The following is a 23,599-nucleotide window of genomic DNA, read 5'->3' as shown; positions in this document are numbered from 1 at the left end:
TTCAAACTCAACGAGGGCACACCCGCGCACGCGAAAGCCCTGGCCCTTCCCGGCTCCGGGCCCTTCGACGCCTCTGGCAAGAATCTGCCCTTCAAGGACTGGGTCGCAGTACCCCAGCCATGCCGACCAGTGGCTGCGATTGGCCGAGATCGCACTCAAGAGCCTCCTGCCGTGGCCCGGCCTACGTGCAGTGCACGCCGGGGGCGGGTGGCCCCCATTGGATGACCGGCGCGTCCGTACAGGGCGAGGCCGACTGTTGGTCTAATGCCCGATCTATGGGAGATGATCATGCCCTCGCGACAACCAGGACGCCGAATCTGGGGCGATAGAGCCTATCCTCGCCTTGAGAAAGATCAGCTGGCCCGACTTTTTGAGTTCGGCGTTCCGCAGAACATTACCGCAGGGCAATTCATATACCGCCTGGGAGATGAAAAGTATGACCTGGTAGTAATCGAAGAAGGCCAGCTTGAAATCATCAGAGAGGCAGGTCCTGGTTATTCCGAGGAGGTGATTGTCACTTTTGGACCCGGAGAATTTGTCGGTGAACTCAGTATTCTCACCGGGCAGTTCGTGTATCTCCCTGCGCGCGCTGCCACGGATGGCCGCATCTATCGAATTCCACCCGACCGCTTTCGCTTCCTGATGGAAACCGAGACCGCACTCTCCGACATCCTTCTCACCGCTTTCAGGGCTCGACGTGAAATTTTGATGGAGTCTGCCTCGCGCACCATTGAGGTCATCGGAAGCGCTTCCTCTGCCGAGTGCATGGCGCTGCGCTCGTACCTTGAACACATGGCACTTCCGTATCGCTGGATGGACGACGCAACCGCCGACGGATCGCTGCTGATGCGGCTCGCTTCGCTCTCCGCAGGTGATTTGCCCACCGTTCTCCTTCCGGGACGCTCGCTGCGCAACGCCACGCCAGGAAGCCTCGCGACGAATCTGGGACTGTCGCATGAAAGAATTAAGGATGAAGAGATAGACCTCGCTGTCATCGGGGGTGGTCCTGCCGGGCTGGGCGCCGCGGTGTATGGATCGTCAGAAGGGCTCGGAACTGTCCTGTTTGACGCCGTGGGCCCTGGAGGGCAGGCGGCAGCAAGTTCCCGCATCGAGAACTACTTGGGATTCCCCAACGGAATCAGCGGCGCAGAACTGACCCGCCTTGCCGCCGTACAGGCGCTGAAATTCGGATCTCGCCTCTACTCGCCTTCGCGCGCCGTAAGCCTTCAGTCCCTTGCCGACCGGATAAAGATTTCCCTGTCCGACGGCACGGATATTTTTGTGCGCGCGGCAATTATCGCAACTGGCGCCCGCTACCAGTCCCTTCCAATCGCCCGCTGGAAACAATTCGAAGGCGCGGGAATCTATTACGCTGCGACTGATCTAGAAGTCCGTTCGTGCGCAGGCAGACCGGTGGCCGTGCTGGGAGGGGCAAACTCCGCAGGGCAAGCAGCCCTGTTCCTGGCGAGTAAATCAATTGCAGTGAACATCATCCTGCGCCGTGACAACATCGAGGCCCGCATGTCCTCCTATCTTGTTCGCCGCCTGCTCGCGGATCCGCGCGTTTCCGTGCATACGTCGAGCGAGGTGACAGCACTCGAAGGGGAAGGCTCCCTGGAGGCCATCAGGATCAGAAATTCCGCCACTGGCGTCGAATCACTGCTGAGATGCAGCGGACTTTTCTGCTTCATAGGTGCGACACCGGCAACCGACTGGCTAAACGATGCCTGCGCAGCCGACAAGGATGGATTCATATACACCGATGTGCACATTGCTGACGAATATCTGGGGCCGTCCTGGCAGGAGCTGCAACGCGCTCCTCTTCCCTTTGAAACGAGTATTCCGCGAGTCTTTGCCGCAGGTGACGTACGGCATGGGTCAATCAAGCGTGTAGCCGCCGCAGTCGGCGAAGGCGCCTCTGCCGTTTCTTCCGTTCATCGGGTCATAGGAGTGCCCGGAGTGCCCTTCTGAGAGCAAGCGGGTCGGGCAGCACGAGCACGGCCGTTCGGGCGAGTCGGCATCGAAAGCAGCGAACAGGCCCGTACTGTCCTGTCTTCGTCCCGCAATGCCCCATACACGGGGTACAGTTTTCTCATGGCCCGGCCTCGGCAGTTTGACGACGAGGAAGTTGTTCGGGCTGCTCGCGACCAGTTCTGGTCCCACGGTTACGACCGAACCTCCATCGACGATCTGAGCGCCGTCACAGGCTTGGGACGCGGAAGCCTGTACGGGGCCTTCGGAGACAAACACGCCCTATTCCTGCAGGCTCTGGACAGCTACAACACTGACGCGATCGGAGCCTGGCGTTCGGCTCTGCGCGGCCCGGGACCGGCCCTCCCGCAGCTGGAACGCCTTGTATGCGACATCTCCGAAGCGATCAGCAGGGACGTGGAGCGGCGCGGCTGCATGATGGCCAGGAGCGCCACAGAACTCGCCGCAGTCGACAAGACCGTCGCCGAGCGGACCGCTGCCACTGTCCGCGGAATGCACAGCGAACTGTCGGACTGCCTCGCCCGCGCCCAAGGGGAGGGCTCGCTGGATGCCGAAGCGGACACGGACGGGCTCGCAAGCCTTCTCCTTGCTGTGCTGCGGGGACTGGAGGCCCTGGGCAGGGCGGGAGCCGCAGCGGAGGTTGTCATCGGGGCTGCCCAGCAGGCCTTGGCCCTTCTTCCCTGCGCGTCCACGAACGAGCCGGCGCCGGACCGGCTGGAGGACCGTTCAGCGCCGTGACGTGGTCCCAACCTGGACGGCCCTTGGGTTTTCAGTGCCATGGGCCGCACGCCGTGGAGGTCTTACCCCGCCAGGCGTCACGGGCGCCGCCTACGAACAGGACGATCAGCAGCAGCACAGGGGCGCCTACCAGGGCAGATGCGGACGGTGCCTACCTTGCCGGGCCGTTGCGCGTGTTGCACAGCCTCTGCCAGGTCGCCGAGACCGTAGGTGGCGGCTGGTCCTTGGCCGCCATCGCAATCATCTTCGCGGCGGCGACGTCGGATGTCTGCCTGCCGAGGGAGGTGTCTGACATCCAGCGGCCGATGCTCCTGCCGCGCGGCGTCGGCGAATTGTGCACCTGGACGCCCGGGGGCTCATGGTGCGACCAGGTCGTGACTGTCCCCTATCAGCTCCCGAATCAGTTTGTCCGGGACATCGCCGGCCAACGAAATGTTGACCCAGTATCGCTTGTTCAGCTTGTACGCCGGGTGCACTGCCTTGAAGCGGTGCTGCAACTCGGCGACCCGCTCCGGATCGGCCTTGACTGTCACCTGGTCGTCCGGGAACTCATGGCCACTGAGGATGGCAAACACCTTGTTGTTCGCCACTGTCTTGAACACCACGCGGTCCGGGGCGAACGGACGCGACTCACTGACTCCGGCGAAAGAGAGCGCCAGCTCCCGGACGTCGTCCACGTTCATGGCTACCTCGCTTCCATAACTGAAGTTGCAGGACTCCGCCCTTGGCAGCGGCGGCTGCTAGGGGCGGATGAGGACGGTGCCGACCTTGCCGGGCTGCACCGCGTGCTTCACGGCGGTGGCCAGCTCGCCGAGGTCGTACGTAGCGGCCACGTCGAACTGGTCCTGGAACTCCAGCGCGATCAGCGTCGCGGCGACCGCGTCCGATGCCCGCCTCTCGGCGGATGCCTCCAACAGCCACCGGCCGAGGGTCGCGCCCCGCACTGTCAGCGCTTGGTGCAGCAGCGTCGACGCATGCACCGAGATCGGCTCCTCGGCGAGTTCCCCGTAAATGACCAGCCTGCCGCCCGGCGCCAACAGGTCTAGAAGGCTTTCCGTCAGCTTTCCGCCGACAGGGTCGAAGGCCACACTGAGCGGGCGGCCGTCGGCTGCCTTGCGGACCTCGTCGGCCCAGCCCGGATTCTCTGTCGCCACGACCGGGACGTCCGGGAACCGCTTGCGCAGCTCGGCGGCACCGCGGTCACTGCGGACGACGTTGACCAGGCCTACGTTGTGGTACTGCATCACGCCCGTCACCAGCCGCCCGACCGACGAGCCGGCGGCGGCCTGCACCAAATATCCGTCGTATCCCAAGGCCGGGTGCTGCTCCGCCTCACGGCGCAGCATCACCGCGGTGAGCGGGTTCGTCAGCATCTGTGCGGCGACCTCGTCCGACAGCTCATCAGGCACGGGGACGACCATCTCGGCGTCCGCCAGGATCCATTGTGACCATCCCCCCGGCAGGGGAAAGACGGTTACACGGCCGCCGACCTCAACGCCCGGAGCCACGCGCGTATCCGGGCCGATGGCCTCCACCAAGCCGGTCCCTTCCACGCCGATCGGTACCGGCTCTGCAGCGGTCGCGGGGAAGGCATCGAGGCCTAGGAGATCACCAGGGTGGACCGGGAAGGCCGTGGCGCGGATGAGGACCTGACCGTACACGGGTGCTTCCGGTTCGGGCTCCTCGATGACGGTCAGGACGTCGGCGGGTGACCCGCTACGGGTCCAGACGACACGACGGTTCATGATTCGCCTCCTGTGCGCTGGTGCGTATGGGGCTTGGCCGGGGCGTCAGCCGACGTCCATGAGCAGCAGGTGCTTCGCGCTGAGTGCACCGTCGAGCTGCATCAGCCGACCTCCCTCCCGTAGACCGCCGAGGTCCAGGGCGGCGAATCCGAATTCGTCGAGCAAGCCGGCCACGGCCGCCTTCGCGTCGGCGTCGTCGCCCGCGTAGAAGACCACCTGGCGGCCTTCCTCGTGCTGGGGGTCCGCGGCGATGAACGCGGCGAACAGGCTGTTGAACGCCTTCACGATCCGCGCGCCGGGCAGGCGCTGGGCGACCCACTCGCTTCCCGTGAGGTCGCCTACGTCGTACCGGCCCCTCCAGGGGTTGGCCGCCGCGAACTGATTCGTCGTGTCGACGACGATCTTCCCGGACCAGTCGGCAAGGCCGGTCAGGTCCGGCACTGCGGAGAACGGCACCGCGAGGAAGACGAGCTCCGGCTGCGTCGCCTCCTCGGCCGTCACCGCGTGGGCCTTCGGCCCCAACTGCTCCACGACTGCCTTGAGTGTCTCCGGACCCCGGCTGTTGCCGATGAGTACCTCGTGTCCGTGACGGACGGCCTTGTCGGCGACGGCCCGGCCGATTTCTCCCGCGCCGAGAATGCCGATAGTGCTCTGTGCGGCCATGCTGCCCATCCTTGATCGTGTGTCGGGGGTCGTGCCGGCGCCCCGGCAGCGGCTGTGTGATCGGCTCCGGCCGCTTCCTGTCGGGATGGTCCCGGCCTCGGCGGCAGGTGCGTCGGCGCCTACGCGCGACGCGGGTTGAAGTCCAGGAGGACCTTGCCGTTCTCCCGGAAATGCGCGAGCGCCTCGGGAAAGTCCGCCGCCTTGTAGACGGGCGCGGAGGGCAGGACGAGTCTTCCCTCAGAGACCAGCCGCGCGGACTCCGCGTTCAGAGCCGGAAGCCGGGGAAGGAACTCGTCCTGGTACATCCAGAATTCCGTCGTGGTGATGTTCTTCGTCCTCAGCACGTCAGGATCGGGCGTGAACGGCCAGCCGCTCAAATACCCGTAGATCGCCAGCAGCGCGCCGTCGGTCAGTACGTCCAGCAACAGGGCGGTCGCCGCACCGCTGACGCCGTCAAGGCCGAGTAGCACCGGATCGGAGCCGATGGCTTCCCGCACGCGCGCGCCGGCGGCCGCCGAGTCGACAACCGCGATGTCGGCACCGAGATCACGGAGTTCGCTCACGAGTTCCGCGCGGCGCACGATGTTGATCGTGCGCAGCCCTCGTTCCTTGGCGAACACGATGACAGACCGGCCTACCCCGCTGTTGGCCGCGTTCTGCACCACCCAGGAACCGGCCGGAAGGTCACGCAGGCTGACCAGGAGCCCCGCGCTGACGGGATTGATCGTGAGCATCGCTGCCTGTTCAAGACTGATGGACTTGTCCACGACGGTCAGGTCTGCTGCCTCGGCCACGACCCGCTCGGACCAGGAAAAGACGCCGAAGGGAAGCAGGACTCTCTCGCCTGGGCTGACCTCCATGACGCCGGGGCCTACGGATACGACGGTCCCGACGCCCTCGTTTCCGATAGCCGTCGGCAGCTCAGGGCGTACGGGGTAGACACCTTGCGCCAGGAGAAGGTCGTGGTGGTCGAGAGGGGCATACTCGACCTGGACCAGCGCCTGTCCGGCGGTGGGAGCCGGGGGCTCTGGCACGTCCACCACCTGCAGGCTCTTCTCCGGCTCCCCGAACTGGGTGAGGTGAATGGCGAGCATGAGACACGACTCCTAGCTTTGTCGCCGTCGCTTCTCGAAATTCGAGACATCGCGTCGGATGCCGACGGCCCGGTCCCCGAGGGATTCCACCGGTGTATCCGGCTCGGTTCTGCTCCGGCCCGTGAGGTGGACGGTGGAGCCCTCGGCGACGAACCGACGGGCTATAGCCAGACCGATTCCGGTCGAGCAGTCACCAAACCGACCTTGTCATCAAGCTGTCTCAGGATGTCTGCTTCTTCCTCGATGTAGGTCACCCGGAGACCTGCAGAGAGCACAGCACGCCGGCACGCGGCAACCCATGCTCGTCCACCTTGTGACGTCCTCGTCGACGACGGAATACTCCGCCACGCCACCTCACGGTCCGCACGGTTTAATGAGATTTGTACCTACTAGTAAAGAACCCGAACCGGGTCACTGCAACCGGAGAAGCACGCACCCTGCCCGGTCTCCGGCTGGCTGAACAGATCCTGTGGCCCTGTACTCCTTCTGTCGCATCACGCCCCGCCGATTCCATGGGCGCCACAGCCGCCGGTGCACGCGCCGAGTACTCGATCGAGCGCAGTCCGCGGTCTTTGGCGAAGCGATGACGGATCGGCCACCCCCGCTGTTCCCCGCGTTGTGCACCACCCACGGTCCGGTACAGCGGGGGCAGAGCATTCCGGACGAGCCTCCAGGAGCCGGGTAGCGTGCCGACGGCCGGATAGGTTGCCAATCGCTCAGCGACTGATCGAACGGTGCAGGCCCGGTTGGGACCTCGACGTCTCCCAGGAGCGACGGGACTCTCCGCCTTCCTCCGATCGCGAGGGAAGACCATTCGGTCAATGACCGCCCGTGGACAAGGCGTGGTCCTTGGAATACCTCAGCTTTTGAATAACGGCCCTTTACGGCCCTTTACGAGTGGCACGCGGGCACCGTGGACGCCGAGATCGTCGGCTACACCGGACCTGCCGCACGCCCGCGTGCTCTTGACGTCCGGCTCCCCGGCGGCCGCATCGCGCTCACGCAGACACTCAAGGCGCCGCTCGCGGCGCAGGTCTCCGCGCACCTCGTCGCGAGCGGACCGTCCCGGAGCGCCCGCACCCGCGGGGGGCCTACCGCACCACGGGGCCGGGCCCGGCAGTCGAGGTCCTCGCCGGAACGACCCGGCACGCCGTGGTGACAGCAGCCCGGCTGCGTAACTCGTAACGCACCTAGTCCACACCTAGGGCACAATGCCGTTGCTTTATGCAGTCGCGGGGTGGGGCCGTTGGATGCGGACTGCTCGGGTGCCGGTGTGGGTGGGTTGGGGCCAGGTGTGGTGTTCGGCCCGTTTGAGCCGGTAGTTGGACATCTTGCGCTTGATGACGCGGGGCTGGCTGCGCAGGCGTCTGTGCGGCAGGAGGCGTTCGAGCAGGTCATGCTTGAGCAGGACGAGGGTTCTGACCAGCAGCTCAGGGGGAAAAACTGCCCGGCGTGACGGTCACGCTGCGCCGGGCGGAGCGCAGAGTTTCGGTGAAGGAGATCCGGTCGGCGTCCAGGCCCCGGGTGGCGGCGGTTCTGGCCATCAGCTCACGCAGTGCGTGGTGGACGAGCAGGTGGGCCCAGATCTGCTGCACGACACCGTCGGGGGTCTTGCTGCTCAGCACCGTGCGGGCTCCGCGTTGATGGGTCTTGAGCTCGGCAAAGACGGCTTCTGCTTCCCAGCGCTCTTGGTAGAGCGCGGCCAGCTGGCGGGCGGGATAGCGGCGGGCATCGCTCAGGGTGGTCACCAGCCGGTAGTCCTCGGCCGCCCGGCCGGTGCCGTGCAGTTGGTAAGCCACCACCCGGACCGTGACCGGATCGGTGTGAGTGCGGTCGCCGGTAGCGTGGATGCGCGAAAGCCACGATCCATCACGCAGCATCCGGTCGACGGGCAGGACCCGGTTGGCGGGCACCCGCCACAACAGATCGGCACCGCTGTTGGTGAAGGCCCGCCACAACGGCACGCCCAAGAACTCCCGGTCGGCCAGGATGAGTTGGCCGGGTCCGCAGGATCGTGGCAATCGGTTGACCAGGGTGACTTCGCCAGTGCGGCAGCCGGCCAGTTCCGCGTCCAGCACGAGGTGGGTGCCCACCTCGATCAGGCAGGCCATCCGGACCTGCGGAAAGCAGGACTTGTCGTGGCCGCGGCTGTTTCCGGGACGACCGAAGGCGGCCTCGTTCGCCGGGCTGTCGGCCACGTCCCAGCAGGTGGCATCCACCGCCAGCAGCCGCAGTCCGCGCCAGAAGCAGCCCGGAGCAGCCTGGGTGCCCATCGGCTTGGCGGTCGTGGCAAACAGCACCCGTAGCGGCTCCGATCCCAGCCGCTGACGGGCCCTGAACAGCGACGACTTCGCCGGGATGTGCCACTCGCCCAGCAGTCCCCGGCCTCGCAGGCCCTCGACCAAGTGCCGCATCACTTCCAGATACGGCGCCGGTGAGAACAGGGCCAGTGCGAGCACGAAGTACACCACCAGCCGGGCCGGCAGCAGGCGTCTGCGATGCTCCGAACGACCACAGGCGGCCACCACACGATCCACCAAACCCGGCGGATACACCCAGGTCAGCAGGCCTAACCCCGATAACTCACCGACATCTGCAGACACCCGAACCACCCCCGGAAGCACTGCACAGCAGCGTACGCCGACCAGCTAACGCAACGGCATTGACACCTAGGGCGTGTCTCCTTGGTGCTCTGAGGGACCGCGCATTCCGCGAATGGTGTGAATGCGTGGCCGGTACCGATCAGTCCACTTCACCCACGGGGGTGACGGTTTCGCCGGGTATCGGCCGCACCGGGTGGTATGCCCTTTCCTCATGCTGTCGGCAGGGAAGTCTGAGCGGTGCTGACCAGCGGCGAGTGTGAGAGCTGGCGCGTCCCACGAAGGAGAAGAGGTCACGTGATCGGCACCATGATGAGTTTCCTACGACGGCCGACAGTAGCCGTAGCCAGCGCAGCGGCCGTCCTTGCCTCCATGAACGGAGTAGCTCAGCCCGCGCAGGCGTTCCCGGCCTACCACCTCGTTCAGATCAAGACGTCCACGGGCAAGTGCCTGACCATTAGGAACCAGAGCACCAGCGACGGCGCTTCGCTTGAACAGAACCGGTGCCAGAATCTTCCCGCCCAGCGCTTCAAGAGCATGAACGATGGCGTCGCGAACCCGACCCACGAGATCAGGACGTTCGCGGACAAGTGCCTGACCATCTACGGCGCATCCGGGGGTAACGGGATCACTTGGCCGATCATCCAGCAGGAGTGCAGGGAGGGTCTGGAACTGTTGGCGCTTGAGTGTTCATGAGTGACCATTACTGTTCAAGAGTGCTGTATGTTTTTGCATTATGAACCTGACGGAATGGGCGCGAGCGCAAGGGATCGCCCCTCGCACTGCGTACCGCTGGTTCCGTGAGGGCACGTTGCCGGTGCCCGCAGAGCGCGTGGGACCGCGCACGATCCTGGTCAACATCGACGCGAACACCTCACCGTCCGTGACCGGTGGCGTGGGTCTGTATGCCCGCGTCTCCTCGCACGATCAAAAGCCGGATCTGGAACGTCAGACCGCCAGGCTCGCGGAGTGGGCGGCGAAGGCCGGTCACACGGTGGTCCGCATCGAGTCGGAGATCGCCTCCGGAATGAACGGTGGCCGCACCAAGGCCCGTCGACTGCTGGCCGATCCGAAGGTGACCATCGTGGTGGTCGAGCACCGGGACCGGCTCGGCCGGATGAACACCGAACTTGTTGAAGCCGCGTTGGAGGCCGCCGGTCGTCGCCTTGTTGTCCTTGATGCCGGCGAGGTCGAAGATGACCTGGTGCGGGACATGGTTGAGGTGCTGACGTCGTTCTGCGCCCGCCTGTACGGCCGCCGTTCAGCGAAGAACCGGGCGAAGAAGGCTCTGAAAGCGGCTGCCGCCGATGAGTAAGAAGCAGCTGCGCCCCATCGACGCGCCGTTCGTCGCCCTCGGCCCATCCGGCGTCGCGATACGCGATCGCCTCAAGCACCTCACCACCGAGGACGACAAGGTGTTGCGCCTGGTGGGCGAACACCTCGGGAACCTGGCGTTGCTGGACCTCAAAGCGCGGTGCGCGGACGGCAACGAGCACTCCACGGACACGTGGGCGGCTCGTAAGCAGGGCCTGACCGCCGCATCGTCCTCGCGCTGGGCCGGGTCGATCACGAAGGCCACGCACGATCAGTGGGCGCTGTCGCGTCGCTGCCAGCTCGCACACATCCAGTCCCTCGAGGCTGGTGTGCGCACACTGATGCACCGACTGTCCCAGCCTGTCGGCGAGAAGGGCACTAAGCGTGCACCGGGCGGCTACCGCTCCAAGGGCGAGTGGTTCCAGAAGACCCGTCGGCTGCATACGCTGGAACATCGGCTCGACCGGGCGCGCGCTGACCGTGACAACGGCGTCGTGCACGTCGTGCGCGGTGGTCGACGGCTCCTCAACACCCGGCACAACCTGGGGAAAGCCCAGCTCACCGAAGCTGAGTGGCGCAGGCGGTGGGAAACGGAGCGCTGGTTTCTCGCCGCTGACGGCGAGTCGGGGAAGCGATACGGCAACGAGACGATCCGCGTTACGCCCGAAGGTGAAGTTTCGATCAAGCTGCCCGCCCCGTTAGCACACCATGCGAACACCAGGCACGGCCGATACGTCCTGGCGTCGAAGATCGCGTTCGCGCACCGGGGCGCAGAGTGGGCCGACCGCATCACCGCAAACCGGGCCGTCGCGTACCGCATCCACCTGGACGTGCAGCGTGGACGCTGGTACCTCACCGCGTCCTGGCAACGCCCCGCCGTCAAGACCATCCCGCTGGAGACAGCCCGCGCCAAGGGCATGATCGGCGTCGATACGAACGCCGACCACTTCGCCGCCTACCAGCTCGACCGGCACGGTAATCCGGTTGGCGACCCGCACCGCTTCTTCTACGACCTGTCCGGCACCGCGCAGTATCGGGATGCGCAGATCCGGCACGCCATCACCCAGGTCTTGCACTGGGCGAAGCGGTGCGGCGTCGCCGCCATCGCGATTGAAGATCTGGACTTCACCGCCGAGAAGACCCGCGAGAAGCACGGCCGCAAGAAGCGGTTCCGGCAGCTCATCTCCAAAATCCCCACCGGCAAGCTCAAAGGCCGCCTCGTATCCATGGCGGCCGAGCAGGGCCTGAGCATTGTCGCGGTCGATCCGGCCTACACCTCCCAGTGGGGTGCCCAGCACTGGCAAAAGCCACTGGCCGCCCCACGCCGCAAGATGTCCCGTCACGATGCCGCAGGCATCGCGATCGGGCGACGCGCCCTCGGGCACCCGATCCGGCGACGGACGGCACCGCCCCAGCATCACCAGAGTGATGGTGCTGGGCATCGGACCGTCCAGGCCGATCGTGATGTCCGGGGACGTGAGGGAACCCGCCCACCCGTAACGGAGCGTGCACACGATTCGCGTGCCCGAACGGAGACCACACGAGGAACGCGGGCAACCAGTGCATCCAAAACCGTCCGGGATGCGCGCAGTGCCGGGACATGGGTCCAAGACCCACTCCTGATCACTGGTTAGGAACGGTTCCTTTCATCAGCGCTTCACGTACTTCGCCGAGCACGGTCAGCCGGGCATCGGGTTCAGGTCGTTGTCCATCGGGCTCTGGTGGACCGTGACGGGCATCAGCGACGGTGCCAGGATCGAGGGCGATGCGTGCGACGGGTCTGACTCTCAGCGCTTCACACTCGTCGATGTGTGAGGCCGCGCCGCTGCTTACCCGCAGCGGCACGGTCCCCTAGGTTCTAACTCCGTGGTCAGCGTCGGTCCAGATGAGGATGCCGGCCTGGCAAGCGATTCGGTCGAACCCGCAGTGCCCAGGTCGCCGGCGGCCGGAACCTCGGTACTGCGCCTCTTCGTGTGGAGGTACACGGCGACGAAGACGGCCCCCGACACCATGAAGATGACCAGCAGGCCAGGAGTGATAGCGAGCATGGTCATCGGACGGCCGGCGTCTCCACCAGCTCGGCGATGCCGACGACGTCACGCGGCGAAGAAGCCGGCCCGGCGGCAGCGAGGTTCCCAGGACGACGTTCCCGCGGGATGCCGCAGTGCGCAGTGTGGGCCGGCACGACGCCCGGCCCAACAAGTCCGTCGTCCAGGACGGAGTCCCCGCTGCACGATGGAGTGCTGTCTGAACTCCTGACCAAGTAGATTCTGCGCAGCTGCTCGGTCGCCTGGTCGGCTCGTCGTGCTGGCCGGCCCCTGCTCCCGGCGGTGCTTGAGCGCGGCGCGGGCTGCCTGTACGTCGCCGGGAGCGAACTCGGTCCAGTACTGGTGGCACACGAGAACCTCAGCGAGTTCGAGTTCCCTCGCCCGCAGCCGGGCAATCTCCGCGGCGTCCACCGGGTCCCAGCAGGGCGAGGCGAAACAGGACGCTGGCCGCCACGCGTTCTCGTGCGCCTCCCACGCGTCCATCGGCTCCACCGACCACGGCACCGTTTCGACGAGGGCCCGGAGGTCGGCTCGGACCTGACCAAGGAGGCCTGAGGCCGCCGTCGCACCTGCCGCCTGCTGAGGGCAACCGACGAAATGGGGCTCCCCAGGTGATGGAATACGTCGCTGGACGTCGCCCCTGCCCGATGAGCCCTGCGCCAGCTTCGGGCGCGCAGCCTGTTCTACGCCGAGGCCCCCGCGGGCAACCGCCGGGAGTTCCTCCAGCCGCGGTTTGCGGCCACGGTCACCTTGGCGAACAAGCCCGCGAAGGCGAGCGGGATCAGCGGGGAGAGCGCGCGGCCCAGCCGGTTCCAGCCGCCCTGATCCACCGGCACCCAAGACCCCCACGGCTCCTTGGCCACTTCCAGGGGCGCGCCGAAGACGGGCTTGGAGGAGAAACCGGTCGCCGTGATCCAGCGCTTCCCGCCGTCAGAGGCCTGCGCCAGATCCACGAACCCCCTGCAATCGAGGTCGGGATGACCGCCGCCCCGGGATGTCGTGGCCGGCGCGGACACTTCGCAGTCCGTGACCCGCATGGTCAGCTGATGTCCGACCAGCCCCAAGCGCCCGACGGCCGAGACGGCCATGTAGACGGCGACACCGAAGAGGGAAAGGGCGATCACGCCGCAGAAGACACTCCCGAAGACCTGCTTCCGCCCCATGCGCACCGTAGTCTGCTTCGTCACCGTCCGATCGTACGAACCCACCGCTGGGACACCGGCAGCGCCCCTACACCTTCCGGTACCTCCCAGCCGCCGAGACACCGGCCATCAAGTACGCCGGATCTCTCTTTCCGGGAAGCTACAAACCCGCGCGATCGCGTCGGATGAGTCCTTCGGAACGTGGACGAAGACCTTCACCGACCCGAGGCTCGGCGCGGCCATCGTGGACCGCCTCACTTTCGGCGGCAACGTCGTCGAGACCGGAACCGACTCCTACCGGCTAGCCCAGACCAGGCCCGCGCCGAGCTGGACACAGCGGGCTGGGCCTATCGGCTGGGACGGGCACCCGTGGTCGGCACGACTGTCAGTGCCTGGATCTATGGTCAAGGCATGACTCCGACAGACCCCGCTGCATTGGACCGGACCAGAACCGGCAGCCGATGACCCGACACGGCCAGGGCTTTGTCCGCTATGTCGAGCTCGATTCGCGCGTGGACACCGGCCGCTACCCCTTCAGTCTGCCGGTCGTCACCCACCTCGCCAGCTTGGACAGGCTCGATCTGGACCCCGCGGTGACGTTCCTGGTCGGCGACAACGGCTCCGGCAAGTCCACCTTGATCGAGGCGCTGGCCACGGCCGCCGGGTTCAACGCCGAGGGTGGTTCCCGGTCCTTCCGGTTCGCCAGCCGGGCCACCGAGTCCAATCTGGGCGATCACCTGACTTTGTGCTGGAACCGAAGACCTCGCACGGGTTTCTTCCTGCGCGCCGAGAGTTTCTACAACGTGGCCACCGAGATCGAGCGGCTGGACGAAGGCTCGGGGGAATTGATGCGCGCCTACGGCGGTCAGTCCCTACACGAACGCTCCCACGGCCAGTCGTTCCTGGATTTGGTGCACCACCGTTTCGGCCCGAACGGTCTCTACGTGCTGGACGAACCGGAGGCAGCCCTGTCGGTGCAGGGTTGCCTGGCGATGATGGTCCGGATCCGGGAACTCCTGCAGCAAGGGTGCCAGTTCGTGGTGGCCACGCATTCGCCGATCCTGCTGGCCATGCCTGGCGCACGGATCCTGCAGATCGAAAGCGGGGGCACCATCGAGCAGGTGGAATACGAGCAGGCCGAGCCTGTCGCTTTGACCCGCGCGTTCGTCAACCATCCTGACCGCTTCCTGGACCGTATGTTCGCCGAGGATGCATAGATCAGCCGGTTCGACGGCGCTCTCTGCCCGGACATTCAGGACGAGCACACACGCGCCGACACCTCTTCACCAAGGGATTCAGCCGCGAGTACCGATTCCGCACGGCTGTGCGACTTCTTTTCTCGACAACCGTTGCCAGCCCCGAGGCCAGTAGGTGCCTCCCGAAGTGCGCAACAAACGCCTCCGTTGACTCGTGAACAAAGCCAGATGGGTAAGTTGCCGGTCGTGGTGAGGATCGTTGAGCGGCTGGTGCTGGACGAGTTGTGGGAGTTGTTCCAGCGGGTGGTGCCGGAGGCGCCGTCGCGACACCAGGGCGGAGGCCGGCGCCGGCACGGCGACCGTGAAGTGCTGGCGGCGATCGTCTTCGTGGCGACCTCGGGCTGCACGTGGCAGTAATTGCCGATTGCATCGTGCGGCTCGTCCGGCGCGACGACTCACCGACGCTTTGCCGAGTGGACCGAGGCCCGGGTGTGGGCCAAACTCCACGGCCTGGTCCTTGATGAACTCGGATCCCGCGGTGAGCTGGATCGGTCCCGGTGCGCGATCGACTCGGTCAACATGCGGGCCCTGAAAAGGTGGAGCTGACGGGCCCGAATCCTGTAGATCGGGGCAAGTACGGGTCAAAGATCCACTTGATCACGGAGGGGACCGGCTTGCCCCTGTCCGTCGGCATCTCGGGCGCACACACGCGTGGCAGCGCCCGCGACACCCGGTGAAACCGGCAGGTCACCGTCACGGCTGGTCCGGCCGGCACACCTTGCACAGCCGGTACCCCCGCCCACTGCGCGGTCCGATGTTCGCGACGGTCCACGCGTGGGCCTCAGCTGGAGTCATGATGTCGAGCCGCAGGTGGGGGGGGCTGTAACTGTGCTCCGCTTGGGGGCTGTTGTAGTGTGCTGGCCGTGCGCCCCCTTCTGCAGAGCCCGGTCGTACGCGTCCCCTTCCGGCCGCCGACGGTCGGCGGGCATCTCACGGCGAACGTGGGCACAGGTCGTCTGGCGCAGGTAGCTGCCCCTCGGCGGTGACGACTGCACGACCCGAGCGGTTGGCGCGGCGCTGGTGGAACGTCAGGACGGTGCCCGCTTCGAGCAGGCCCGCCTGCATCAGCCCGGCAAGTGGTCCGTGCGCCAGTCGGGAGGGACTGCGGCTGTGCGGTCGCCTCTCGCCGCTGTTTCCCTCGCCGATGCCGGGGCTGGTGTCAGAGGGTGGTGGCACAGTGTCCGAGTCTGATCGTTAGGAGGTGGAGACGATGGGTGACTTCTACGAGCGGATCGTCGACGTCGAGGTGACCGCCCAGGAGGCCGGGCCGCTCGCGGAGCGGATGGTCGCCTGGATGGTCACCGAGGGCCTGATCACGCGTGAGCTGTCCAGCGACGGGGTCTACAGCCTGACCGTGGACGAAGGCTACGTGCCAGGTCCCAACTGGGCGCAGGGCGTTGCCGATTCATCGGACCCGACTTGGCTGCCGGGCCCGGTGGCCGTCATCATCGGGCGCGATTACCACGTCGGCGGTCAGGGAGCGGACGAGGCGGAATACGCCGTCTGCCCGCGGTGCCAAACCAAGACCGTGATCATCAACTACCCCGAGGAGTTCGAGGCGAACGAGGAGGTGTGGCAGCCGTTCAAGGACGGCATCGCCGCATGGAAAGAGATGGGTGAGGGGAGTGCCCCCTGCTCCACCTGCGGTGCCTCGGTCTCGGTCACCGAGTGGCAGTGGGAGCCCAATTTCGCGGTGGGAGCACTCGCCTTCGACTTCTGGGGCTGGCCGCCCCTCTCCACCACCTTCTGCGCGACGTTCAGCCAACAGCTGGGGCACCACCGCACTGTGGAGCATATGGGCAAGTTCTGACGGGAACCCTCATAACTCGGCGCGGGAGGTGCACACAACGCGAGTCGCGTATTCGCAGGTCAAGGCATTCCGTCGGAAGCCCACCATGCGATAGCCGCCCTGACGTGATGGGTGACGGTCTGCTGCGAGTGAAGTGGCCGGAAGCTCCGCCCGCCCCGGAACGGTACTGACACATGGGCGAGGAGGTGCAGGGGGTTCAGCAGGCCCACGACGTGCTAGTACGCCGCGGTGCGACTGCAGTGGGGTCGTCCCCGCATCGCTTTGTGGCTCCAGTACAAAACGAGGCGAGCGGAGACAGAGCGGGGCCCCGCCCGGAGGCCTCGGTTAAGAGGTCAGAGGCGGCGGGCGAGCAGGACGTCGAAGCTCGCATGCTCGATCAGGACGCCCACGTCGGCGTGTTCGGTCAGCAGCGCGAGGGCCCGCCCCTCGAGCACGCTTTCGACCAGGCCGGCAGCCGACTCCTGCCGCTGTCCCCCCATGGCGGTCAAGTCTGATGGTCCTGGCAGATGAAGATCACCGGGAGGCGCCATCGGATCTTCCAGGCTGCACCCGGCTCAATGCCGCAATCGGGAAACAGGGCTTACCCCGACCCACCTGTTCTGCGGAGCCCGCCTCGACTCCATGGCCGCCCAGCCCCCTCAGCCCGAGATCACCCCTTCGCTCTGGCGTCTGCAGAACCGGATCACCGACTTGCTCAGCGAAGCCACCGACCCACTCGAAGCCCGCCGCTACTTCACCGGGCTACGCGTCATGTCGGCCGTCCTCCACGCCACCTGGCCACAGGGCAGACCCTTCCACCCAGACTGTCGGACGCATTCGAAGAGCACATCGATCAGCTGAAACGACGGGCCGGCGAGAGAGGAGACCACGCGGAAAGACCGAGGTGGGACGCCCCACCCCGCTCTGCCGTCGCCACCGCCATCCTCCTGGACGGAGCCGCCACGCTGCTCGCCCTGGAACGAGCGGCGCTTCGGGAGGCTCTGCGCACCATGCTGCCCTCCGCACCAGCGAAGTCGTCCAAGCAGTGGGGACGCACCTGGCTCCACCTCAAGAAGCACGCCTCCGCGCACCTCCGCGATGACGTCGAAGCCGCAGTGGCCAACTATCTCTGGGCGAAATGGCCAACTGTCCTTGAGTGCAGGACCGCCACCAGAGGTCTTGCCACCGCCTCTGGCCAACTATCGCTGACGGTCACAGCCTCGCTGTGACGCTGTTGTGGTCGGGTAGCCGGAGACCATTGCTGATCCCCGGCCCCCTCAGAACCGGACGTGCGAGCTTTCCTCGCATCCGGCTCAAGCAAGCCCCATGGGCTTCGCAGGTCGGCAGGGTTATGTGGCCCGTTTGCCGTCCCCAGCGTGGTGCTGGCGGTGGCATTCGGAGTGCACGAGGCGAAGGTTGTTCCGCTCGTCCGTGCCGCCGTCTCGCCGGTAGGTGAAGTGATGCTTGTGGAGCATCTTCTTCGAGGCCGCGAACCAGTTGATCCACTCTCGTGGGCTGTCCGGTTCGTACTCGGCTCCGACGATCAACGCCTGCTTGCAGAGAGGACAGAGCCCCTGCTGCCGAACCGCCAGGAGAAGACTCGTCTTGTCCATCGGCGGCGGCGCTTTCCTGCGGCGGCGGTCCCGCCAGTACCCGGTCAGCGCGGGGTCGTCCGGGGACGCTCCGCCCTTGACGAGCTGGTGGCGGACGATGCCGGTCCAGGCGAACTTGATGAGGAAGGCACCGCTGTCGCGGTCGCCGAACACCCACCGATCTCGCCGGGACGGGTGGAACCTGCCGAAGTACGGGGCCACGACCCAGTGACTCGACTTGTTGCGGTGACGGCGTTTAGCCCACTTCAGGGTCAACCGCCACATGTAGTGATCCAGCGACGAGAACGTCGTCGTGGATGCCACCGCCCGGTAGTAGGCAGCCCAACCGCGAACGATCGGGATCAGCCTGCGCAACACGGCCTCGGCATTGGACCCGTGCAGGGTCTTCACCTCGGTCCGCAGTCGCGCCCGGAGCCTCGCGCAAGCCGCTGTGCTCGGCTTGATGATCAGCTTTCCGCCCGTGCGGCGGACCGTGAAGCCGAGGAAGTCGAACCCCTTATCGAGGTGGACGACCTGGGTCTTTTCCTCGTTGAAGCGAAGACCCCTCGGCGCCAGCCAGTCCTCCAGCCGAGCCCTGACCTGGTGCACCTGTTCCTCGTCGTGACAGAGCACGACGAAGTCATCGGCATACCTCACCAGCACCGGGGTGCCCGGGGCGGCGCCGGGCTCGCGCCCGGCCCGCACCGCGTATTGGCACCCTGCGGCCTGTTCCAGTCCGTGCAGGGCAACGTTCAGCAACAACGGGCTGATCACACCGCCTTGAGGAGTGCCCTCTTCGGTCGGTGCGAACCGGCCGCGGTCGATCACGCCTGCCTTCAGCCACCCGCGGATCAGGTCCCTGGCGGGGAACTGGCCGAGCATGGTCATGAGGTGGGTGTGGTCGATGCGGTCGAACGCCGCCGACAGGTCCGCATCCAGGACCCACAGACGCTTCGGGTTCTTGCCCTTCACCGTCCAAAAGATCGCAGATATCGCGTCCTGGCAGCTGCGGCCGGGCCGGAAGCCATAGGACCTCGGCTCGAACCGCGCTTCCCACTCGGGCTCCAGCGCGTTCTTCACGCGCGCCTGGAGGACCCGGTCACGGATGACCGGGATGCCGAGTGGTCGCTGTTTCCCGTTGCTCTTCGGGATGAACACTCGCTTGACCGGCCTGGCCTTCCAGGGCTTCGACGACCGATGGATCTCGGCCGCCAAGGTGCCTCTCGCCTTCGGCGTGAGGGCTCGTTCCCCGTCGATGCCAGCGGTCTTGCGACCACTGCTCTGCTGCGTCACCCGCTTCACGCTGACCAGCGTGTTGCTGCGGCTTCTCAGCATGAGCTTCTGCAAGTTGCGGACCTTCTTCAGATCCCCGTTCTGCGTCGCCTTGAAGATCCTCTGCCTCAGCCGCCGTACGTTTTCCTCGCAGGTGGCCCAGTCGATGCCGTGCCAGTCGAGTAAGTCGTCCTCGGGTCCGTTCACCGCAGGCGCGGACGTCACGACAGGTGCCGTGATCTCTATGTTCGCCTCCGGTGTCTAACTTGTCCCTCGGTTCCGGCTTCCTTGCAGTGGTGACTTCAAAGGCTCACCTGATCCACGTGGGCGCCCTTTCGGGCCGGGCCACCAGGACCCGTATCCGGCGAGTTATGTGAGAGCGGGTGAAGGTCCCGATCTCCCGGTTTCCTCCGGCCTTTCGGCCTGCCGGCCTTCGCTTCTTGGATCTTCCTTCTCCCGCCGGGGACTTCAGCCTTCCTCACGGTTGGCCTACCAAGCCGAGACTTGGACCCCGTCGGGGTTCCCACGTTCCGCACCAGTAAGACGCGACTGGGGTGGGCGCCCCCTCTACTCCGGAACCAGCGGTGTCCTCCCTCCGGACTCAGTTACCCGGAGGTCGCTTGGTGCCTCGCAGCACCGGGTCCTGTGACCGTCGCCCAAATGCCATCGCACGGTCCTAAGATCACGGAGCATCATCGGGGGTTCACTTGCGTTCGCCCGTCCAGCCTTCCCCTCACCTGTTGCTCTCCGATGGCCGGAGTGCTCTTGGGCTTGAACGCTCCGCTTCACACCCCGCCGTTACCAGCAACGCATGGGAGCGTGGGGACGAGCCCTGGACACTGGCCCGAAGTCCAGCCTCCTCAACTTCCCTTCATACGGCCGTCCTTACTTACCTGGAGCGACTTCGTGTCGCACACTGAGCGCTTTAGTTGGCCAGTGAGCGCGACACCCGGCAGGTGGTGACCGGCAACCACGCGGCGCCGAGGACCACACACCCCGCGCCTCCGTGTCCCGATCACGACACATAGCATGACGCCGCCGAGCCGCGAAAAGATGGGGGGCCTGACCTGTGGCAGGTGGTGCAGCGATCATCCCGCTCCTGGCGTTCGTTCTAGCCATTCCGCTGGCGATGCTGTCGTACGCGGTCGGTAAAAGGACGTCCCCGAAGATGGGCCTGCTGTTCGCCTCGGTCTTGGTCGGCCTGCCCACTGTGCTGCTGATCGCCCCGCTCATCAGTCGAGGCGGCGCCTCCGAACCATCGCCCCCTATCATCTACGGGAACCCGTACGAGCCCGGCTCGATTGCGGACGCCCAATACAAACGCGGCTACGACTTCGCCGCCGCTCTCGCCAAGCAAGGGGAGGACCCGGGATCCGGCATGGCGGACGACGTCTCTCGCTGGTGCAGGGACCGGCTGACGCCGGCAGCAGGCTTCAAGGACAAGGTCACTACGGCGATGATGCAGGGCTGCATCTGGGGATCCAAGCAGCGCTCCGTACCTCCGCCGAATGCGCCGTAAGGCCAACTAAGTGCGTCGTGGCAAAGGGAGTCCCTGTTCGATGAGCAGGGGCTTCTTCGTGTGCAGGGCGTGATCGCGGAGGGTTAGGGGCAGGCAGCGGACGGCTTGTTGTTGATCGAGGAGGGTGCGATGCCGTCGGTGCTGGGGTTGATGGAACGGCGTGAGTCGCGGGCAAGGCAGGAGCTGGAGTCCTGGACGGAGGTCCTGGAGCAGGCTCAGGCGGAGGTGAATGCCGCGCGAGAGCGAGTCGAGCGAGCCCGGGTGGGGCGTGAGGAGCTCGTGTCGGCGCTGGCCGAGGAGAGCGTGGTGAATACGCCGGTTTCCGTGCCGTCTGGTGGTGAGGCGGCTGCCGCTGGGGGATCGCGCGGCTTCGGCGCGGTGCATGGCGAGCAACCGCCGGTGTGGGGGGGCGGGCATGGGCGAGGAGGTGCTCAGCGGCCTCTATCGGGAGGTGTTCGCCGCGGTGGTGGCTGCTTCGGGGCCGGTGAGCGGGGTGGAGTTGACGCGCGCGGTGGGCCGGGAGGCGGAGATCAAGAACGAGGTGGAGAAGATCCGTCACCGTGCCTACGCGCTGGAGAAGCGGGGCTGGCTGCTGCGGGAGAAGAACGGACGGTTCATGCCCGCGCCCGGGGCCGTCGGCCGGGACGCTTCTCCGGCCAGCGCGGGGCATCGCCGGCCGCCTGGCGCGACAGCCTGATCGTGGCTGCCCACCACACCATCTGCTGGTGGTGATCGGGGCGGCGTTCGTGGTCGCGGTTGAGGCGGCGTGAGCGGGAGAGCCAGCTCAGCGTTCGCTCCACGACCCACCTGCGGGCCAGTACGACAAATCCGCGTTGCCCATCGGATCGGCGCACGACCTCGATCCGGACTCCGTGACGGGCGAACGCCTTCGCCAGCGCCGGACCCTGGTAGGCGCTGTCGACCCACACCAGTTTCAGCAGCCGGCCCGGCTGGTCCATGAACGTCTCCAGCAGTGCGGGGGCGGCCTTGGAGTCGTGGACGTCCGCTGTGGTCACGGTGACCTCCAGGAGCAGGCCCTCGGTATCGGTCAGGATGTGACGCTTGCGCCCGTCGCGTGATTTGCCGCCGTCGTATCCGCGACTGTCCTCGCCGACGGTCTCGGAGGCGTCCACCGACTGACTGTCGATGATCCCGCCACTGGGCTCGGCGTTGCGGCCTGCGCGTTCCCTCACCGTGCGGCGCAGGCGTTCGTACAGCTCACGCACGTAGTCGTAGGACCGCCAGCGGCGAAAGAAGTCGTAGACCGCCCGCCAGTACGGGAAATCGACCGGCAGGGCCATCCACTTCACGCCGTTGTCGACGAGGTAGCGCACCGCGTCAAGTATCTCGCGGTGACAGTAGGTCTCCGGACGCCCGCCACGCCTGAGCAGCCAGGCCGGCACCGGCATCGCGGCGCGGACCTCGGCCCACTCCGCATCCGTCATGTCACTGGGATAGCAGCCCGCCCGCCGTCCCGGAGCGATCGAACCGAACCGGTGCACGTAGCAGTCACACCTAGGGGTGACCGCGGTGGACGCAAGCGCAGAGATACTGCTCAACTGATCAGGCAACGGGCTTCCTTGGTCGTGCTGGTGTCGTAACCGCGTCACTACCAAGGGGCCCGTTCTCTCATGCCCGCGACCGCACCCGAACCCCCGTCCAGATGATCACCCGCTGCCGCTCGAACAAGATCCGGTTTGCCACAACGCATTAAGAAGATCACTGCGGCGCTCGTAGGCTCCTGCGCCCACGCGATTGCGAAGAGATGGGCGCTCCAGAACAGCTGCAGGAATGGGAGGCAGCTGCGCTTGCGTGGGCGGCCAGCGCAGCCGTTTCAGCCGTCGTCCTGCGCGCGTGACGGCGGCCCGACCGCCTGCCGTCCCGCCCTGGAACCCAAAGCGGTGCGGGGCCGGAGAGGGTGGTGCGAGGGGGTGTGTTCGATGACGAGGATGGCGGCGTCGTCAGCGGGAGGCCCGCCGATGTGGGCGAGCAGGTCGCGGTGGATCCGGTCCAGCAGATCGTCGGGGCCTGCTGCGGGGAAGGACGCCACCCGCTCGGCGAGCGGATAGAACGCTCTGGCCGGTGAGCGGGCCTCGATGACACCGTCGGTGTAGAGCACGAGCATGTCACCGGCCTGGAAGGTGAACGGGTCGGTGCGGCGCGCCTCGAAGGGCAGTTCGCCCATGCCCAGCGGCGGCAGGGGGCGGCGGGCGTGCAGAACCATCACCTGCTGATCGGTCACCAGCAGCGGCGGCGGATGCCCGCAGTTGACCATCTCGGCCCCCGGGCCCTCGTCGGGGATCTCCAGGACGAGGCAGGTGATGAAGTGCTCGCCGGGATCGCGCTTGGTGTCTGCCACATCTTCCACGTTCCGGCTGACGCTGTCGTCAAGGGCAGCCACCAGCTCAAGCAGAGAGGCACAGCGGTGAGTGCCCTCGCGGAAAGCACTCAGCACCAGCGATGCCTCACCGATCGCGGCCAGGCCGTGGCCCCGCACATCGCCGATCACCACCCGGGTCGCGGCATGCCCGGCCCGGCCGACCGCAAAGAGATCACCCCCGAGGTCCGTCTCGTCCTCCGCGGACAGATACAGCCACGCCACCCGCAACGGCCCGATCCGGCGCGGCGGAGGCCGCAGCAGGACCCGCTGCGTGGTCGCCGCCACCGAGCGTGCCCGGCTCAGCGCACGCTCACGCCGCTCCGTGACGTATCGCAGGAAAACCGTCAGGGCGCAGAGGACGAGCAGCGCGAGGATCTGCGCCAGGCGGTTGGCCGTGGCCAGTCCGCCTTCGAACGCGGCGACGAGCACCAGGGCCGCCACCGCGAGGGCCCCGA

The 23,599-nt window shown here is 66.4% G+C and carries 20 protein-coding genes and 2 pseudogenes; 11 read left to right on the top strand and 11 right to left on the bottom strand.

What is annotated here, in order from left to right:
- Positions 1-288 precede the first annotated feature (288 nt).
- Together AQJ27_RS53810 and AQJ27_RS46580 are read left to right on the top strand one after the other, a co-directional pair.
- Positions 289-1,971, top strand: a complete 1,683-nt coding sequence (locus tag AQJ27_RS53810; protein WP_079065816.1) for an FAD-dependent oxidoreductase — start codon at positions 289-291, stop codon at positions 1,969-1,971.
- Between the two features lie 123 nt (positions 1,972-2,094).
- Positions 2,095-2,730 (top strand): TetR/AcrR family transcriptional regulator, encoded by a 636-nt coding sequence (locus AQJ27_RS46580; protein WP_067383882.1) that lies wholly within the window; start codon positions 2,095-2,097, stop codon positions 2,728-2,730.
- 151 nt (positions 2,731-2,881) lie between these two features.
- Here AQJ27_RS46580 and AQJ27_RS57005 read toward each other — a convergent pair whose 3' ends face one another.
- From AQJ27_RS57005 to AQJ27_RS46555, 6 genes are all read right to left on the bottom strand, one after another.
- Positions 2,882-3,025, bottom strand: a complete 144-nt coding sequence (locus AQJ27_RS57005) for a hypothetical protein (protein WP_159064607.1) — start codon at positions 3,023-3,025, stop codon at positions 2,882-2,884.
- Between the two features lie 61 nt (positions 3,026-3,086).
- The gene (locus AQJ27_RS46575; RefSeq protein WP_067383880.1) at positions 3,087-3,413 is read right to left on the bottom strand and encodes an MmcQ/YjbR family DNA-binding protein; all 327 of its coding nucleotides are present in this window, start codon (positions 3,411-3,413) and stop codon (positions 3,087-3,089) included.
- A 57-nt stretch (positions 3,414-3,470) separates the two neighbouring features.
- A complete protein-coding gene (locus tag AQJ27_RS46570; protein ID WP_067383878.1) occupies positions 3,471-4,475 on the bottom strand; it encodes a zinc-binding dehydrogenase in 1,005 nt (334 codons plus the stop codon).
- 45 nt (positions 4,476-4,520) lie between these two features.
- Entirely contained in the window at positions 4,521-5,225 is a 705-nt protein-coding gene (locus AQJ27_RS46565; RefSeq protein ID WP_341866161.1) for an NADPH-dependent F420 reductase, read from the bottom strand.
- Positions 5,226-5,257: 32 nt separating this feature from the next.
- Entirely contained in the window at positions 5,258-6,232 is a 975-nt protein-coding gene (locus tag AQJ27_RS46560; RefSeq protein ID WP_067383871.1) for a zinc-dependent alcohol dehydrogenase family protein, read from the bottom strand.
- 1,430 nt (positions 6,233-7,662) lie between these two features.
- Positions 7,663-8,835, bottom strand: a complete 1,173-nt coding sequence (locus AQJ27_RS46555) for an IS4 family transposase (protein ID WP_235613926.1) — start codon at positions 8,833-8,835, stop codon at positions 7,663-7,665.
- Positions 8,836-9,129: 294 nt separating this feature from the next.
- Here AQJ27_RS46555 and AQJ27_RS46550 point away from each other — a divergent pair, with 294 nt between their 5' ends.
- Genes AQJ27_RS46550 through AQJ27_RS46540 form a run of 3 tightly spaced genes read left to right on the top strand, consistent with a single transcriptional unit; the run spans position 9,130 to position 11,780 of the window.
- Positions 9,130-9,528, top strand: a complete 399-nt coding sequence (locus AQJ27_RS46550; RefSeq protein ID WP_067383866.1) for an RICIN domain-containing protein — start codon at positions 9,130-9,132, stop codon at positions 9,526-9,528.
- Between the two features lie 40 nt (positions 9,529-9,568).
- Positions 9,569-10,147: an IS607 family transposase gene (locus AQJ27_RS46545; RefSeq protein WP_067383863.1), complete on the top strand. Its 579-nt coding sequence runs from the start codon at positions 9,569-9,571 to the stop codon at positions 10,145-10,147.
- Entirely contained in the window at positions 10,140-11,780 is a 1,641-nt protein-coding gene (locus AQJ27_RS46540; RefSeq protein ID WP_067383855.1) for an IS200/IS605 family element transposase accessory protein TnpB, read from the top strand. The genes AQJ27_RS46545 and AQJ27_RS46540 overlap by 8 nt, the downstream gene beginning before the upstream one ends.
- A 1,097-nt stretch (positions 11,781-12,877) precedes the next feature.
- Here AQJ27_RS46540 and AQJ27_RS46530 read toward each other — a convergent pair.
- Positions 12,878-13,381, bottom strand: a complete 504-nt coding sequence (locus AQJ27_RS46530; protein WP_159064606.1) for a hypothetical protein — start codon at positions 13,379-13,381, stop codon at positions 12,878-12,880.
- Positions 13,382-13,508: 127 nt separating this feature from the next.
- On the opposite strand from AQJ27_RS46530, the pseudogene AQJ27_RS53805 reads away from it, so the two are divergent.
- The 4 genes and pseudogenes from AQJ27_RS53805 to AQJ27_RS46515 all read left to right on the top strand — a co-directional run.
- Positions 13,509-13,652: pseudogene (locus AQJ27_RS53805) on the top strand (ATP-binding protein); the annotation flags it as partial.
- A 145-nt stretch (positions 13,653-13,797) separates the two neighbouring features.
- Positions 13,798-14,553 carry an AAA family ATPase gene (locus AQJ27_RS46525; protein WP_067383845.1) on the top strand — a complete coding sequence of 252 codons (756 nt, stop codon included), beginning with the start codon at positions 13,798-13,800 and terminating at the stop codon, positions 14,551-14,553.
- Between the two features lie 207 nt (positions 14,554-14,760).
- Positions 14,761-15,251 (top strand): annotated as a pseudogene (locus tag AQJ27_RS46520) (transposase); the annotation flags it as partial.
- A 551-nt stretch (positions 15,252-15,802) separates the two neighbouring features.
- Positions 15,803-16,402 (top strand): hypothetical protein, encoded by a 600-nt coding sequence (locus tag AQJ27_RS46515; RefSeq protein WP_067383842.1) that lies wholly within the window; start codon positions 15,803-15,805, stop codon positions 16,400-16,402.
- Between the two features lie 332 nt (positions 16,403-16,734).
- On the opposite strand, the gene AQJ27_RS57000 is transcribed toward AQJ27_RS46515, so the two are convergent.
- The gene (locus AQJ27_RS57000; protein ID WP_159064605.1) at positions 16,735-16,890 is read right to left on the bottom strand and encodes a hypothetical protein; all 156 of its coding nucleotides are present in this window, start codon (positions 16,888-16,890) and stop codon (positions 16,735-16,737) included.
- 840 nt (positions 16,891-17,730) lie between these two features.
- Positions 17,731-19,470, bottom strand: a complete 1,740-nt coding sequence (gene ltrA, locus AQJ27_RS46505; protein WP_235613925.1) for a group II intron reverse transcriptase/maturase — start codon at positions 19,468-19,470, stop codon at positions 17,731-17,733.
- Positions 19,471-20,413: 943 nt separating this feature from the next.
- Here ltrA and AQJ27_RS46500 point away from each other — a divergent pair.
- Positions 20,414-20,764, top strand: coding sequence for a hypothetical protein (locus AQJ27_RS46500; protein ID WP_067383834.1), 351 nt, complete (start codon positions 20,414-20,416; stop codon positions 20,762-20,764).
- 415 nt (positions 20,765-21,179) lie between these two features.
- The gene (locus AQJ27_RS56995; protein WP_159064604.1) at positions 21,180-21,461 is read left to right on the top strand and encodes a hypothetical protein; all 282 of its coding nucleotides are present in this window, start codon (positions 21,180-21,182) and stop codon (positions 21,459-21,461) included.
- Here AQJ27_RS56995 and AQJ27_RS46495 read toward each other — a convergent pair.
- Together AQJ27_RS46495 and AQJ27_RS46490 are read right to left on the bottom strand one after the other, a co-directional pair.
- Complete coding sequence (locus AQJ27_RS46495; protein WP_067383831.1) at positions 21,379-22,209, bottom strand: IS5 family transposase; 831 nt, start codon at positions 22,207-22,209, stop codon at positions 21,379-21,381. The genes AQJ27_RS56995 and AQJ27_RS46495 overlap by 83 nt on opposite strands.
- A 389-nt stretch (positions 22,210-22,598) precedes the next feature.
- On the bottom strand, positions 22,599-23,599 hold a 1,001-nt coding region (locus AQJ27_RS46490), incomplete at its 5' end, for a PP2C family protein-serine/threonine phosphatase (protein WP_079065808.1).

The sequence above is a fragment of the Streptomyces olivochromogenes genome, assembly GCF_001514115.1.
Taxonomy (GTDB): Bacteria; Actinomycetota; Actinomycetes; order Streptomycetales; family Streptomycetaceae; genus Streptomyces; species Streptomyces olivochromogenes.
Note: the sequence above shows the minus strand (reverse complement) of the source record. Positions and strands in the feature narration are given on the sequence as shown.

Coding starts and splice junctions, on each gene's coding strand:
- AQJ27_RS46560 (WP_067383871.1), bottom strand. CDS start 6,232: ATGCTCGCCATTCACCTCACCCAGTTCGGGGAGCCGGAGAAGAGCCTG.
- AQJ27_RS46575 (WP_067383880.1), bottom strand. CDS start 3,413: ATGAACGTGGACGACGTCCGGGAGCTGGCGCTCTCTTTCGCCGGAGTC.
- AQJ27_RS46515 (WP_067383842.1), top strand. CDS start 15,803: ATGGGTGACTTCTACGAGCGGATCGTCGACGTCGAGGTGACCGCCCAG.
- AQJ27_RS46545 (WP_067383863.1), top strand. CDS start 9,569: ATGAACCTGACGGAATGGGCGCGAGCGCAAGGGATCGCCCCTCGCACT.
- AQJ27_RS46540 (WP_067383855.1), top strand. CDS start 10,140: ATGAGTAAGAAGCAGCTGCGCCCCATCGACGCGCCGTTCGTCGCCCTC.
- AQJ27_RS46525 (WP_067383845.1), top strand. CDS start 13,798: ATGACCCGACACGGCCAGGGCTTTGTCCGCTATGTCGAGCTCGATTCG.
- AQJ27_RS53810 (WP_079065816.1), top strand. CDS start 289: ATGCCCTCGCGACAACCAGGACGCCGAATCTGGGGCGATAGAGCCTAT.
- AQJ27_RS46495 (WP_067383831.1), bottom strand. CDS start 22,209: ATGACGGATGCGGAGTGGGCCGAGGTCCGCGCCGCGATGCCGGTGCCG.
- AQJ27_RS56995 (WP_159064604.1), top strand. CDS start 21,180: ATGGGCGAGGAGGTGCTCAGCGGCCTCTATCGGGAGGTGTTCGCCGCG.
- AQJ27_RS46580 (WP_067383882.1), top strand. CDS start 2,095: ATGGCCCGGCCTCGGCAGTTTGACGACGAGGAAGTTGTTCGGGCTGCT.
- AQJ27_RS57005 (WP_159064607.1), bottom strand. CDS start 3,025: ATGTCAGACACCTCCCTCGGCAGGCAGACATCCGACGTCGCCGCCGCG.
- AQJ27_RS46570 (WP_067383878.1), bottom strand. CDS start 4,475: ATGAACCGTCGTGTCGTCTGGACCCGTAGCGGGTCACCCGCCGACGTC.
- AQJ27_RS46500 (WP_067383834.1), top strand. CDS start 20,414: ATGGGCCTGCTGTTCGCCTCGGTCTTGGTCGGCCTGCCCACTGTGCTG.